Raw genomic sequence first — 15,033 nt, forward strand, 5'->3', positions numbered from 1 at the left:
CTTGTATGACCTCCGTTTCCATGCATAACTTCATATCTTTAAGGGCTAAAAAAGAAGGAACACCAAGTGTTCCAACTTTTTGAATACCTATTATAGTTTAACTTGGGACATAACTTCTTCCGCAAAGTTCTCTTGTTTTTTCTCAAGACCTTCACCAAGACCGAAACGAACGAAACGACGAATGGAGATGTTCTCGCCGATAGCTGCGATTTTCTCATTCAACAATTGGTCGATTGTTTTGTCTGGATCTTTAATGAATGCTTGCTCCATTAAGCAGAACTCTTCATAGTATTTACCAATACGGCCTTCAACCATTTTGTCGATGATTTTCTCTGGTTTGCCTTCATTCAAAGCTTGGTTACGAAGAATTTCTTTTTCTTTTTCCAAAGCTTCTGTTGGAACTTCTTCACGACGAACATAAGATGGGTTTGCTGCTGCGATGTGCATAGCAATGTCTCTGCAGAAAGTTCTGAATTGCTCTGTTTTACCAACGAAGTCCGTTTCACAGTTAATTTCAACAAGAACGCCAACTTTACCACCAGCGTGGATGTAAGATTCTACAGCGCCTTCTGTAGCAATACGTCCAGCTTTGTTAGCTGCTGCTGATAGACCTTTCTCACGAAGAAGTTCTCCTGCTTTCGTGATATCACCATTTGCTTCTTCAAGTGCTTTCTTGCAATCTAACATTCCTGCACCTGTTTTTTCACGTAATTCTTTTACTTGAGCTGCTGTAACTGCCATGTAAGAAACCTCCTGTGAAATAGTATTGTTTATATGTAACACTAGTTTATTCTTTAAAAAAAGGGTGGTGACAGGCTGTTACACCTTCCAACCACCCTTTTCACATTGCTATAATTTAAGCTGTTGTTTGCTCGCCTTGGTGTGCTTCGATAACTGCATCAGCAATTTTCGCTGTTAACAATTTAACTGCGCGAATCGCATCATCGTTACCAGGAATCACGTAATCAATTTCGTCTGGATCGCAGTTTGTATCAACGATACCAACGATTGGGATACCCAATTTACGAGCTTCTGCTACAGCAATACGCTCTTTGCGAGGATCGATAATGAAAAGTGCACTTGGCAAACCTTTCATGTTCTTGATTCCACCTAGGAATTTCTCAAGACGCTCTTTCTCTTTGCGAAGAATGATAACTTCTTTCTTAGGAAGAACTTCGAAAGTGCCATCCTCTTCCCATCTTTCAAGAGTTTTCAAACGGTCGATACGTTTTTGAATTGTAGCAAAGTTAGTCAATGTACCACCCAACCAACGTTGGTTGATGAAGTACATGCCACAACGTTCTGCTTCTTCAGCAACGGAATCTTGGGCTTGTTTTTTAGTTCCTACGAAAAGGATTGTACCATTGTCTTCGGATACGGATTTAACAAAGTTGTATGCTTCTTCAACTTTTTTAACCGTTTTTTGAAGATCGATGATGTAAATACCGTTTCTTTCAGTAAAGATATACTTGTCCATTTTCGGGTTCCAACGACGTGTTTGGTGACCGAAATGTACGCCAGCTTCTAAAAGCTGTTTCATGGAGATAACTGCCATCCCCAATCCCTCCTCTAAATGGTTTATTTGGTATCCGCCGCCCCTCGCATTTTTGCATAAAACTTACCGAAGTAAGCACCATTATGCAAATTGACGGGCGTGAGTTTTTAACACCGTGAATAAATATACCACAACTAAATACAAGGTGCAACCTTTTATCCTGAATGTCATTCTTCCCTTGAATTGGTACGTTTATGTGCCGGAAACAAAAAAAGATCTCATAAAAAGATCCTTTTGAAAGAATTATCATTGTTGTTTGGCAATCAGATTCGAAACAATCGCTTGCAAATCCGTGACACCAACAAACTCGTGGTATCCAACTTGAATTTTAGTATTTCCACCTTGTTTATCAAGCTCTGTAACGAACGCTTTACGATCGGTGATTACGCCAGAATTAACAAGAAGATCTGCAACAGCTGTTGCGTCTAGATTAGGCTGTACATAAATAACGATCTTGACAGGCGCAGTAGGCGAAGTCGCTTTAGGTTGCTCAGATGGTTTAGCCGCTGCTAACTTATCCGTTTCTTCTTTTAATTTCTTCTGGATGGCAGTATCTAACTCCGCTTGCGTGTATATCTTCACATTTTTCTCAAGCACTACATAGTATTTAGAGGCTTCTTCCTTGAGCTTTTGTGGATCCATCTCCTCCAAAGATATACCTGACTTGCTAGGACTACTTGGACGAATCAGCATCACTTGAAGAAGAAGAGCACCAACAATGATACCTATACCAATACCAGTCACTAAGGCTTTATTTTTAAACACGAGTCCGTTCCTCCTGTCTTGAAAGCTGAAGGATCAAACTGACCTCGCCTTTATTCATACTAAGCTTTTTGGCAATAGCCTCCACGCTTTTACCTTGATCATGTAACATAAATAATTCGGAATATCTGAGCTTCATGCTTAATCCTACATAGACTGGCTCCTCAGGAAGAGGAGCAGGAGTTAATTCGAGTACGTTTACAGACGCAGGAATCCCATGATTAGACGAGTTAAGAGCACTCAGCATCTCAGCAGGAGAAAGAACGGGTTGCTGAGTCACATGAAGAGTTGTAAGTTCTTTGGACAGTTCGTGCTTCTGTCTCTCCAAGGTTTCCAAACGTCGAGCTAACTTAGCAAGCTCCACTTCATAATCTTGCTTTGTCTTTGAAAATAGATCGAGCATGGCCTGATTTTGCTCATCCATCTCAGCCGCGAAGTGTTCTATCGTATCTTCGATTTCCTGCACAACTGTAGCATTTGCGGATGAAGCCGTCGTTTGTTCCTTCGGTATAAATCTTGCATAAACAATCATCACAAGACCGAGAAGGATGACGTAGAGCACCGGCTGCATAACCATAAAGTTCACCTTTTCCTATAGCAAGTTAGAGGGAAAAGTCAATATGATGACCTTTATAGGGATGATCAGGATGTTGTTCCGACTCCGTAGAAAGGTTATTTAATTGCCCCCTTGTCTTACTTTTACCTATTTGCGTTTTTTTCTGTTCACGACGATCCTTGATATCCGCGCGCCCACTCTCTTCGAGTTTACTGGCACGTCCTCGATCACGTTCCGTTGTTAACGTAGCTTGATTTTCTAAAATCGTTCCATCTTGCCGCGGCTTCTGCATCAATTGATTCTGTTTAATACCAGCCTCATCATTTTTGTGTACAGCGAATTGTAAATCGATGGCTTTAAAACTCATCGTCTACTCCCTCCCACACTTACACATTGGCACTCATGACAATGTCGCCTTCACTTAAGCGGAATGTCATTCGGTTCGTTGGATCTTTAATAAATTTCGTGTAACGACCAATGACGATTTTGGTCCCTCCATAAATCGTCGAAATAACTTGAACCTTCGCATTCTCTGAATCCTCAAGAGATTTTTCAATTTCCAAAATTCGTTCCTTGATCGACACTTGTTCATCCACCGACTGCTTCTTCGTATTATTTAGTTTAATACGCATGGCAAGTTTATCTGGACTCAATTGACCAATTGCAGCTAATTGATCTAATAAAGAAAGCGCTTTATCCGATTTCTCCATATTTTCAATCAGTGACTTTAGTTGATTACGAAGTTGAATCATTTCATTACGCAGTTCTGGCAGAACACCGACTTCAATACTCGTAGCAGTTGACATTGAATTCCCAATTGTTCTAGCCGTTACACGTTCTCCAGCTTGAATAGTACCGCCTACGATTAAGCCTTTTGCTCCAACACAGTTGACACTGCTACCTGCTCTCACCGTCGAATGCATGATGCTTTGAGAAACATTTAGTTCCCCAGAAACTTCAATCGTGGCATCTTGGACGAAAGAACTCTTCACATTCTTGCCAGCTTTTATCAAAGCTTTATTTTGCCCTACAATACCCGCCGAGATTTCAATAGATCCTTCTGCTTCAAGCTCCGCGGCTTCTACGCCACCGATGACACGAATGTCTCCAGCTGCTCGAATTTTGAAACCTGGCAATACATTGCCTCTTACAACAACAGTACCTATGAAGTCAATGTTACCAATATTATAATCAACATCCCCATTAATCTCATAAACAGGGAAAACATTTATTTTATCCCGATCCGTTCGAACTACCATGCCATCAATCGTTGCGTAAAGCCCCATCTGCTCGGCATCTGTTACAACATTTTTACCTACTTTGAATCTAGCTTCTTTACCTGATTTTGAAAAAAGCGTTTCACCAGTAACTGCACGACCTGGCGTGCCAGCTGTAGCTAAAAACCGTTGACCAATCAATTGCCCTTTTCTAACATTATGAATGGATACGACTTCTTTATAATTGACCCGGCCATCTTCCAACTCCAAGGGTTTTTTTTCGTTGTCATCGAAGTCAAAAGATAATTTAATATACCCATTTTGACCATCAAGCTGTTTAGTTCCCGTAGCAATAAGTGTCTTTTTATTCGAAAAAGATTTCGGATTGTCTGCAATTTCTGCAAGTACGACTTGATTTACACCATGAATAATATGATTTTTTTGAACCAGGTCTAATAATTGCCCAATTGAGACTTTAAACGTATCTTCAGTATTACTGATAAGTAAATGAGCAGATAACTTGTCATCTGACACCGTGATACTTATGAAGAAATCCAAAGGCATGTTCCCTTCACTCACGTACATACCACCTTTCCATACTTTCAGAATAAGTTTAATTATCTTGAAAAAGTTGATTTTTAAATCGTCCGAGCACACCTTTTAGTCTTAAGATCGCTTTAGAATGCAATTGAGAAATACGAGATGGAGATAAGCACATAACCTCAGCAATTTCACTTAATGATAATTCTTCGAAGTAAAATAATGAAACAACTGTTCTTTCTTTTTCTGTCAAGCGATCAATAGCTTTCGCCAATGATTCTTTTAGATAAAACTCGTTTACTTGAGACTCCGGATTTTTGGCTTTCTCATCAACTATGAGGGATAATCTGGTCTCAGATTCTTCTTCACGAATAGGATCATCAATTGAACAAATCGTCGTTACCGAGATATCCTGTAACATTTGTTGGAAATCTTGTTCGGTAATTTGTAAATACGTGCTTATCTCCGAATCTGTAACGGTTCGAAGATATTGTTGTTCGAGCTTTTGATAAGCGTCTTCTACTTTTTTGGCTTTTTCCCTAACAGACCTTGGAACCCAGTCCCCTTGTCGTAGGCCATCAATGATTGACCCGCGGATTCTCCATGATGCATAGGTTTCAAATTGTAACCCTCTTGCATAATCAAACTTCTCAACAGCATCGATTAGACCCATTACTCCAAAACTAGATAAGTCATCTTTGGAAACACTTTTGGGAAGACCAATAGCTAATCGCCCTGAAACATACTCAACTAATGGTAAATAGTTCTCTATTAGAGCTTGTCTTGCCGCAATGACCCCTTGTTCTTTCCACTGTTTCCACAAATCAATATTGGCAAGCTGAACTTGCTTTTGGTCAATCATGATTAATGATACACCATCCTTAATCTTCAGACATTCGCCTCAAGGCACCCGCCAGTTGTTCAGGGTCTAAATTATTCTTGGTGACTAGCTTAGGTGGATTCAATGGTGAAAATTGCATATCATTAGAATGTGCATCCTTTGTGTGGTTCGACTTCATTAATTGGCGTGTTTCCTCATCCTCATCAGGAGTACTTAAATCTAAGTTTTGACCTACCTCGGATGAGGAGTTAACGAGCGATGAATCCTCAAGTGAGGAAACAGGTCCAATTAATAACCCTAATACCCATCTAAATCCAAATGTTAGAACGAATAGAATAAGAAAGCAATATCCGGCTTTGATGCAGGATGATAAAAACAGATTGTTACCTATAGATAAGGTAAATGTAAAAATTCCAGCTAACAAAGCTACGATGAGATTTATTCGTATAGTTCCAATCATCATTAAATTTCCTTTACTCCCAATTGAACACTACGGATCAAGAGGATCCCTGTCGCACTAAAGAACTCAATCGTACGTCCATAATTTGCTCCTGTATCCTCTGACAGAATAGGAATCTTGTATCGATTCAACATTTCTTTACAAGATTCTACATTCCTCGGTCCGATTCTCATCGTATCATTATTTCCGGCAAATGCAAACATTTGAGCACCACCAGCCAGCTTGGCTTCAAGCTTATTAATATTGGCTCCAAGCTTTTCCATTCTCGAAATAAGCTCTGGAATAGCCGTATCTGCATACTTTGCGATATTTAATGAACCTTCTCGCGCTATTTCAGATGAAGGCAGCATGACATGTGCCATACCTGCTACTTTTGATCGGCTGTCATATAGGGTAACACCTACACAAGAACCTAATCCTGTTGTCTTCAAAACACCGATTTGATGAGCAACATTCAAGTCAGCCATACCTACTTTAACTAAGTTTTCTAGCGTCATGGAGAGACTACCCCTAATGCCGAAAAGATTTTACCAAACGATTCCGGATCAGGGATTAAGAAAAAGTGCCCTTGCACTTCATTCTCCCCTTCCAAAAATTTAGTATCAATGAGTAGAGCCTGGTCTCCCATTTGACCAAATTGCAATAATCCATAGCTTAAAATTGCACCAGCCATGTCAATCGCCAGCGCTGGAACCGTCGGCTGCATATTTAAATTCGTAAAATCAGCAAGCGAGGATAAATAAGAACCGGCAAGTATGTTTCCAATTTCATTCAGTGCTGATAATTCTAACTCTGAATACTCTTCTTGATCAGGTATGGATAATCCAACCAAATCATGAAGCATATTTTTGGCAGCATCCAAGTCAAGAATGAAAAACATATTTCCCGGGGCATCCCCTTCAACTCGTAAGAAGATGGCTAGTACGACTGTCTCAGCCCCACCAACACTTTCGCAAATTTCTTCGAAAGGCAACATTCTCACTTTTGGAACCAACATATCAATCGGCTTATCCAGTAAGGTAGAAAGAGCAGTCGCTGCATGTCCTGCGCCAATGTTACCTACTTCTTTAAGCACATCTAATTGAAAATCCTCTAATTGGCTAAAAACGTCCACAAGCTATTCCTCAAATCTTTCTAGCTGCTGAATTTCACTGCGATTCAAAACTTGCTCTAGATTTAGGAGTACCAATAATCGACTTTCGCCTACACGAGCTATTCCATCTAAGTATTTCGCTTTAATACCACCGACAACTTCTGGCGGAGTATTAATATTATCAGTATCCACATCAATCACATCGTTTGCGGAGTCTACAATCAGACCTACTTCAAATTCAGCCGCAGAAACGATAATAATACGTGTTGCATCCGTACTTGCTACCTCTTCAAGTCCAAATCTAGCACGCAAATCAATAATTGGAATTACAATACCACGCAAATTGATAACACCCTTAATAAATTCTGGTGCTTTGGGTACACGTGTCATTGGTTGCATTCTTTCGATCGTTCTAACCTTCTCTACTTCAACACCATACTCTTCCGATCCAAGTGCGAAGACAATTACTTTTTTTTCTTCTCCCATTGTCAAATCCTCCTTAACGAATATGGTTTATTTAATCAATGCATTCGGATCAATAATCAAAGCAACTTGTCCATCCCCAAGAATGGTTGCCCCAGAAATCGCGAAAATTCCTGTTAAGTATTTACCAAGGGTTTTTAACACAATTTCTTGTTGACCAATAAATTCATCCACCATAAGTGCTACTTGTTTATCGCCTTTGCGAACTACAACGATTTCCGTTTCTTCTTCCAAATCCTCATTAAAATCAGGAACTTGGAATAAGGTGCTCAGGGACAATAATGGGATGACCGTCTTGCGATAATCGATCATTTTAGTACCCTGGATAGTACGGATTTGCGATTTCTGAACTGCTGATGTTTCAACAATTGATGATAATGGAATCGCATATTTCTCACTGCCTAGTCGTACCAACATCGCTGAAATAATAGAAAGTGTCAGTGGCAACTGCACGGAAAACTTGCTTCCAAAGCCTGGCTTAGAATCTACTTGAACATGTCCGCCGAGCATCTGAATCTTAGTCTTCACGACATCTAAGCCTACACCACGTCCAGAAATATCTGAAATCTTCTCCGCCGTACTGAATCCTGAAGCGAAAAGCAGGTTGTACACTTCATGATCTGTTAGTTTAGCTGCTTGTTCTGCGGTAACTAGGCCATTTTTCAGAGCTGTTTTCAATACTTTGTCTCTGTAAATCCCTTTACCATCTTCTTCGATTTCAATAAATACATGATTCCCGCTGTGGAATGCACGAAGTTGTATCGTACCTTGCTCTGGTTTACCTACAGCTATACGATCACTGATCGATTCAATACCGTGATCAACTGCATTTCGCAATAAATGAACTAACGGGTCACCGATTTCATCAATGACTGTTCGATCTAATTCTGTATCAGCACCAGTAATCACAAGATCTACTTTTTTATCTAAGGATTTAGCTAGATCTCTGATCATACGCGGGAATCTATTGAATACTGAATCTACAGGAACCATGCGAAGCTTCAGAACGATATTCTGCAAATCACTGCTCACGCGGGACATATGTTCTACTGTCTCGGTTAAATCATTCCGTTTCACTTCACTCGCTAATTGCTCGAGTCGAACACGATCAATTAATAGCTCACTGAATAAATTCATCAGTGTATCTAAACGTTCGATATCAACACGTATCGTGCGGCTTGCCACAGGAGCACCACCTACTGCTGGTTTAGCAGCACCCGCATTCGCAACTGGTTCTGAAGCTTTGGATGAAGCTGCATCCATTACAGGCACTGTAGCCGCAACAGCAGAAGCAATCTCTTGACGAGCTGTTTCAATCTCTACATTTGGTCGGGATAGTTCTGCAAGAGATTCTGTATCTACGGCTATAATAACAGCAGAAGCAATTTCAGAAACATTTAGTATTTCTTTTTCCAGTGTTGCTTGATCAACTTTGGAAATAAAGTACAACGAGAACGAGCGATCAAACTTCTCTTGCTCAATTTCTTGAACGGAAGGCGTTGACTTAATAATCTCGCCCATTCTTTCCATGGCATCGAATACCATATAAGCACGCGCAGCTTTTAACACACAGTTTTCATTGACACTGACTTCGATATAAAAAACAAGAAAGCCTGATTCGATTGACTGTTGAAGAATTGAGTATTGAAACTCATCGACTTCAATGCCTTTAGCTGGTTCTTTTACAGCAACGGTAGTTGTAGCAACTTGGCCTTTTTTGTAATCACCCGTTACAATAGATCTCAGTGAAGTAACAATTGGACTTACGTCCGCTTTACCTGTCCCGCCTTGAATAATATCTTCAACCATGGATTCCAAGGAATCCAAACTTTTAAAAATGCAATCAAATATGTAAGGATCCATATCAATTTTGCTATTACGGACAAGGTCAAGCACATTTTCCATTTCATGTGTAAGTGCTGCGATGTCCTCGAATCCCATCGTTGCAGACATCCCTTTTAACGTATGAGCTGAACGAAAAATGTTATGAACAATACTTATATCTTTCGGATTACTTTCTAAATTAAGAAGATTTTCGTTCAATGATTGCAAATGCTCTTTTGATTCATCGATAAACATCGATAGATATTGACTAAGTTCCACTACCACACACCTCCAATAGAATCATCCAGTACCCAATGTTTCCTTTAGTTCATTTCATTCTGTACACACCTAGATAAACGAACTGCAATTTCCTGCTGAGGTAACACATGCATTGCAGCTTGATTTTCTACAGCGGCTCTTGGCATTCCATACACAACACAAGTTTCTTCCGCTTCAGCAATGGTTGTTGATGCTCCTGATTGTCTCAAAGAAAGCATACCTTTGGCCCCATCACTTCCCATTCCAGTCATCAAAACGACATGTCGCTTTAATTCATTCATGCTTAGTAAGGATTCAAACATCACATCTACTGAGGGTCGATGACCGGAAACAGGTTCATCTTTAGTTAAACGGATTTTGTAAGTTCGGTTTGTATCTTTGTGGATAACCATATGCCATCCACCGGGAGCCACATAAGCAGTCGATGTTTGAAGAACTTCACCATCTGCCGCTTCAACAACCCTAATTTGAGAAATATCATTCAAACGTTGCGCTAGTGATTTAGTGAAGTTTGGCGGCATGTGTTGAACAATCAAAATGGGTGCTGGAAATCCTGCAGGAATATTGGAGATAACTTGATGTAAGGCTCTCGGACCACCAGTTGAAGTCCCTATGGCAACTACATGACTAAAATGTGTCGTTGTCGGAATAGACTGAGCAACTGAATCCGATTGTTTCAAATTGTCTTTCAGCATCTTGGATCTTAAAGACAAAGGATTAACTTTTACTGCTGGCGAATGCACACTTGCTGATTGACTAACATTCATTTTCGAACGTACGGCCATAAGCAGTTTCTCATGCAGCAATAGCTTAACTTTATACAAATCCAGTGAGATAGAACCCGATGGCTTTCGAATAAAGTCTACTGCTCCCAACTCCAATGCCCTAATTGTCTCCGAAGCGCCTTCTTGCGTTAAGGAGCTCAACATAATAACGGGAGTTGGTTGCTCTTCCATGATTTGTTTAAGCGCATCCAATCCATTCATGATAGGCATTTCGATATCCATTGTAACAGCATCCGGTCGAAGCAGCTTAACTTGTTCAATTGCTTCTTGACCATTCTTAGCAGTACCAATGACTTTAAATTGCGTATTCTCTGAAATTAAATCACTTACTATTTTTCGCATAAAGACGGAGTCATCTACGACAAGAATGTTATATATTGCCAAGCTGCTTCCCTCCTCTATCTGCTTATTCGACACGTTTTTCAAAATTCCTATTTCAAAAGTTTCATCATTTTATTTAAAAAGCTCTTGACACCTGTTGAAGGTGTTTCAATTACGCGATATCCCTTAATATAATTATCGGTAAGTGTTTTGATACTCTTGGTTGCCGTTGAATACGGAAATGCAATTGAGAAAGGAATTTGCCTTTTCACAGCTTTAGAAACAACCGGATCATCATCAACAAACCCTAAAGTTGGAATCGTAATATTCAGAAATTGTTTAGCTACTAATGAAATTTTGTCAGCTGTCTGCTTGCCCTCTCGCGCATCTGTAACCCGATTAATAACGAGTTTAAATGAAACATCGTGTCCCATTGAATTCACCATCTTGATAATGGCATAGGCATCTGTAATGGATGTTGGCTCAGGCGTCGTAACCACGATGGCTTCTTCAGCTGCAAGTATGAATTTTAGCGTTTCTTTGGACAGACCAGCACCTGTATCAAAAATAATAAAATCAACATAGCCGTTCAGTTGCATAACTTGTTCCGCAAAATAATCTAATTCTTCTTCCGTTAATCGCAGTAAGTCATTAAAACCAGATCCACCTGCGATGAACTCTAAATCATTAGTCCCCTTTTGGATGATTTCCCAAATCGTCTTATCTTTCTTTAATAGGTGATATAGACTATAAGTAGAAGAAACCCCCATTAATACGTCAATATTAGCGAGTCCAATATCTGCATCGAATACAAGCACCTTGTAGCCCAAAGACTGCAGTGATAAAGCGAAGTTTAGCGTAAAATTGGATTTACCTACGCCACCCTTACCACTGGTTACGGTAATAATCCTGGTTGTTCTTGTGCCTTTATCACCCTGTGTCTGAACCAGATTCCGCAACCCTTCTGCTTGATCCTTCATGTTCTAGGTTCCTCCAATAACAAATCAATGATTTGCCACTCGTTCATTTCCGCGATATCATCAGGTACACTCTGCCCATTTGTCACATACGAAAGCTTGAGTGAAAACTCATGAACAACATTCAAAATGGCTCCATAGGAATCCGTTTCATCCATCTTGGTAAAGAGAACCTTGTCCATTTTGAATTTACTGAAATTATTCGTAATGGCCCGCAAATCACGATATTTAGTCGTTAAACTTAATACGAGTATCGTTTCACTATTTCCTTGCGTCTTCAATAATGAATTCAATTCTGAAACATACATCTCGTTACGGAAGTTACGTCCAGCTGTATCCATGAAAATGATGTCGCATTCTGCTAAATTTTGAAATGCTTTCGTCAAATCCTGCGGTGAAAATACAACTTCAAGTGGCACATTTAATATGGTTGCATATGTTTTAAGCTGTTCGATCGCAGCAATTCGATAAGTGTCTGAAGTAATGAATCCAACTTTACGATGATATTTCAATACTTGTTCCGCGGCCAACTTCGCTATTGTGGTCGTTTTACCAACACCAGTGGGTCCAACGAAGTGAACAACGCGAGTTTGTGTTGATATATGCTTACTGTGATCTGTTTGGAAAATCTCGCCTAATTTCGAACGAACAAGTTGTTGAGCATTTTCTTCTGTAACAGGTTCATCTGCAAGTTGAAAATCTGCCATAACCTCATCCATAATCTGGCGTACAAGTGCTGGATTTACTTCTTGGTCATATAGTCTCTGCTCAAGCTTTTGCAACGGTTCTGGTAGCTTATCCCCGTCAGTAACTTGTGTAAGCTTCTTCATCATTTCTTTCATTTGTTTGAGTTCATCCATAACCTGTTCATCTTTGACCGACGCCCTGGCTGCTGATTGAATAGATGATGGTGAATAGGCTTGATGCCCAGCAGGATTCATAACTCTCTCCGCTTGAGGAACGGCACTAACCGCTACTGGTTCGTTCTTCATTGCCACAGGTACTATTACATCAGGTACATCCGGAAAATCAGATTGATAACTAGTTTTAATTTGAGCTACCTGACTATTCACCTTGGGCTGCGGTGGCATTTGGGCGGCTACTCGTTGAGGAGCAGGCGCAGGTTTCGCATTAGTATCGTCAATTGCGGCAATGACTTCTATCTTTTTCTTCCCAAACATGCCAAGAAAACCGCCAGTCCGGATTTCTTTCGTATTCAGAATTACCGCATCCTTACCAAGATCTGTACGAATTTTTTGCAAAGCGTCTGGCATGGAATCAACAACATATCTTTTTACTCTCATAAATTGACTACCCCCATGCTTTGGATTTCAACGCTAGGCTCTAGTTCGCTATAAGAAAGAACTGGTATATCTTGTAGAGTTCGTTCTAAAAGCTGTCTAACATACATCCGAATCGTTGGTGAAGTTAGGATGACTGGTTGCTGTCCCGATTGGATTAATTTCGTAACTTGCTCAGTTACACGATGATAAATAATTTGTGATGATGAAGGATCAAGTGCCAAATAACTACCTTGATCTGATTGCTGTACGGAATCTGCTATTTTCTTCTCTACCGAAGGGCCAACGGTTATTACTTTCAGAGAATCTCCATGTGATGTAAACTGCTGCGTGATTTGCCGTGATAGCGACTGTCTCACATACTCAGTTAAAATCTCAGGATCTTTCGTATACGTACCATAATCCGCAAGTGTTTCTAAGATTGTGACCAAGTCACGAACAGATATTTTCTCACGGAGAAGCTTAGATAACACTTTCTGAATATCTCCTACAGTTAACACAGATGGAATTAAATCATCCACAAGAGCAGGATACGATTCTCTTACATTTTCGATAAGCGCCTTCGTTTCCTGACGACCCAAGAGTTCATGAATATGTTTCTTAATGATTTCTGTTAAATGCGTTGCAACTACAGAAGGAGGATCTACGACTGTATAGCCGGATAGCTCAGCTCTCTCTTTGTTTACTTCATCAATCCAAATTGCAGGTAACCCGAATGCTGGTTCCGTTGTTTCAATACCTGAAATCGAATCATCATCAAAACCGGGACTCATGGCCAAATAGTGATTTAAAAGTAGTTCGCCGCGTGCAACCGTATTGCCTTTAATTTTGATGATATACTCATTAGGTCTTAATTGGATATTGTCGCGAATTCGAATGACAGGAACTACAACACCAAGCTCTAAAGCACATTGACGACGTATTAAAATAATCCGATCTAGTAAATCGCCGCCCTGCTGTGTATCAGCAAGAGGGATTAGACCATAACCAAACTCAAACTCAATCGGATCAACTTGAAGCAAGGAAATGACACTTTCTGGACTTCGTACTTCCTCAATCTGCTTTTCTTCAACCAATTGCTCTTCTTTAATCGCTTCTTTTTCCAAATTCTTTTGCATTTTTAATGCGGCATACACCAATAAAGCAGCTATCGGATACGTTGTAAACCAATGGATCGGAGTAAAAGTACCTAATACAACCAATGTACCGGCAACAATGTACAATAACTTAGGTTGAGCCGTTAATTGTTTCGTTACATCGTGTCCTAAATTTCCTTCAGACGATGCTCGCGTTACAATGATACCCGCGGCAGTAGAAATTAATAGTGCAGGGATCTGACTGACCAATCCATCCCCGATTGTCAGAATCGAGAACGTTTGCAAAGCATCTTGAAAATCCATCCCTTTCATCGTCATCCCGATGATAAATCCACCAATTAGATTGATGACGAGGATAATGATCCCGGCGATCGCATCACCTTTGACGAATTTACTGGCACCATCCATGGCACCATAGAAGTCAGCTTCGCGTTCAATCTTCTGTCTTCGTTCTCTAGCTTGAACCTCATTAATTAGGCCAGCGTTCAAATCAGCATCAATACTCATTTGCTTACCTGGCATCGCATCCAACGTAAATCTAGCCGCAACCTCGGCCACGCGCTCAGAACCTTTGGTAATAACAATAAATTGCACTAAGACAAGGATGAGAAACACAACGAATCCCACGACGATATTGCCCTGAGCAACAAATGAACCAAAAGTTCTGACCACGTCGCCTGCTTCAGCATGCGCCAAAATATTACGAGTTGTTGACACGTTTAATGCCAATCGAAAGAGCGTAGTTATCAGTAGCAAAGAGGGGAATATCGAGAACTGGAGTGCTTCTTGCGTATTCATGGCAACTAGGATAATCATTAATGCAATCGAAATATTAATAATAAGTAAAAAGTCCAGCAAAGGGATAGGAACAGGTACAATCATCATCAACACGATGCCAATAATACCAATTAGAACTAATAAATCTTTGATTTTCATCAGATT

The 15,033-nt window shown here is 40.2% G+C and carries 16 protein-coding genes; all 16 read right to left on the reverse strand.

What is annotated here, in order from left to right; all coding sequences use genetic code 11:
- Positions 1–90: 90 nt before the first annotated feature.
- The 16 genes from tsf to flhA all read right to left on the reverse strand — a co-directional run bounded on the left by tsf (position 91) and on the right by flhA (position 15,027).
- Positions 91–741, reverse strand: a complete 651-nt coding sequence (gene tsf / locus ASG89_RS33550; protein ID WP_057315674.1) for a translation elongation factor Ts — start codon at positions 739–741, stop codon at positions 91–93.
- 115 nt (positions 742–856) lie between these two features.
- On the reverse strand, positions 857–1,555 hold the full coding sequence (gene rpsB / locus ASG89_RS33555; RefSeq protein ID WP_057315675.1) for a 30S ribosomal protein S2: 699 nt from the start codon (positions 1,553–1,555) through the stop codon (positions 857–859).
- A gap of 246 nt (positions 1,556–1,801) precedes the next feature.
- On the reverse strand, positions 1,802–2,320 hold the full coding sequence (locus tag ASG89_RS33560; RefSeq protein WP_057315676.1) for a hypothetical protein: 519 nt from the start codon (positions 2,318–2,320) through the stop codon (positions 1,802–1,804).
- Entirely contained in the window at positions 2,313–2,894 is a 582-nt protein-coding gene (locus ASG89_RS33565) for a hypothetical protein (protein ID WP_057315677.1), read from the reverse strand. The genes ASG89_RS33560 and ASG89_RS33565 overlap by 8 nt, the downstream gene beginning before the upstream one ends.
- Before the next feature lie 25 nt (positions 2,895–2,919).
- Positions 2,920–3,240 carry a hypothetical protein gene (locus tag ASG89_RS33570; RefSeq protein WP_057315678.1) on the reverse strand — a complete coding sequence of 107 codons (321 nt, stop codon included), beginning with the start codon at positions 3,238–3,240 and terminating at the stop codon, positions 2,920–2,922.
- Between the two features lie 19 nt (positions 3,241–3,259).
- Positions 3,260–4,675: a DUF342 domain-containing protein gene (locus ASG89_RS33575; protein ID WP_057315679.1), complete on the reverse strand. Its 1,416-nt coding sequence runs from the start codon at positions 4,673–4,675 to the stop codon at positions 3,260–3,262.
- A gap of 28 nt (positions 4,676–4,703) precedes the next feature.
- Positions 4,704–5,492: a FliA/WhiG family RNA polymerase sigma factor gene (locus ASG89_RS33580; RefSeq protein ID WP_057315680.1), complete on the reverse strand. Its 789-nt coding sequence runs from the start codon at positions 5,490–5,492 to the stop codon at positions 4,704–4,706.
- 19 nt (positions 5,493–5,511) lie between these two features.
- Positions 5,512–5,934 carry a hypothetical protein gene (locus ASG89_RS33585; protein WP_057315681.1) on the reverse strand — a complete coding sequence of 141 codons (423 nt, stop codon included), beginning with the start codon at positions 5,932–5,934 and terminating at the stop codon, positions 5,512–5,514.
- Complete coding sequence (locus ASG89_RS33590) at positions 5,934–6,428, reverse strand: chemotaxis protein CheD (RefSeq protein WP_057315682.1); 495 nt, start codon at positions 6,426–6,428, stop codon at positions 5,934–5,936. Before ASG89_RS33590 ends, ASG89_RS33585 begins: the two co-directional genes overlap by 1 nt.
- Positions 6,425–7,045, reverse strand: coding sequence for a chemotaxis protein CheC (locus ASG89_RS33595; protein WP_057315683.1), 621 nt, complete (start codon positions 7,043–7,045; stop codon positions 6,425–6,427). The genes ASG89_RS33590 and ASG89_RS33595 overlap by 4 nt, the downstream gene beginning before the upstream one ends.
- A gap of 3 nt (positions 7,046–7,048) precedes the next feature.
- Complete coding sequence (locus ASG89_RS33600; protein ID WP_057315684.1) at positions 7,049–7,510, reverse strand: chemotaxis protein CheW; 462 nt, start codon at positions 7,508–7,510, stop codon at positions 7,049–7,051.
- Between the two features lie 27 nt (positions 7,511–7,537).
- A complete protein-coding gene (locus ASG89_RS33605) occupies positions 7,538–9,610 on the reverse strand; it encodes a chemotaxis protein CheA (protein ID WP_057315685.1) in 2,073 nt (690 codons plus the stop codon).
- Positions 9,611–9,654: 44 nt separating this feature from the next.
- Positions 9,655–10,779 carry a protein-glutamate methylesterase/protein-glutamine glutaminase gene (locus ASG89_RS33610; protein ID WP_082593765.1) on the reverse strand — a complete coding sequence of 375 codons (1,125 nt, stop codon included), beginning with the start codon at positions 10,777–10,779 and terminating at the stop codon, positions 9,655–9,657.
- 47 nt (positions 10,780–10,826) lie between these two features.
- Positions 10,827–11,696 carry a MinD/ParA family protein gene (locus tag ASG89_RS33615; RefSeq protein WP_057315686.1) on the reverse strand — a complete coding sequence of 290 codons (870 nt, stop codon included), beginning with the start codon at positions 11,694–11,696 and terminating at the stop codon, positions 10,827–10,829.
- A complete protein-coding gene (flhF, locus tag ASG89_RS33620; protein WP_057315687.1) occupies positions 11,693–12,997 on the reverse strand; it encodes a flagellar biosynthesis protein FlhF in 1,305 nt (434 codons plus the stop codon). The genes ASG89_RS33615 and flhF overlap by 4 nt, the downstream gene beginning before the upstream one ends.
- Positions 12,994–15,027: a flagellar biosynthesis protein FlhA gene (gene flhA / locus ASG89_RS33625; RefSeq protein ID WP_057315688.1), complete on the reverse strand. Its 2,034-nt coding sequence runs from the start codon at positions 15,025–15,027 to the stop codon at positions 12,994–12,996. The genes flhF and flhA overlap by 4 nt, the downstream gene beginning before the upstream one ends.
- Positions 15,028–15,033: the final 6 nt, after the last annotated feature.

It is taken from the genome of Paenibacillus sp. Soil766 (genome assembly GCF_001428105.1).
Classification (GTDB): domain Bacteria; phylum Bacillota; class Bacilli; order Paenibacillales; family NBRC-103111; genus Paenibacillus_E.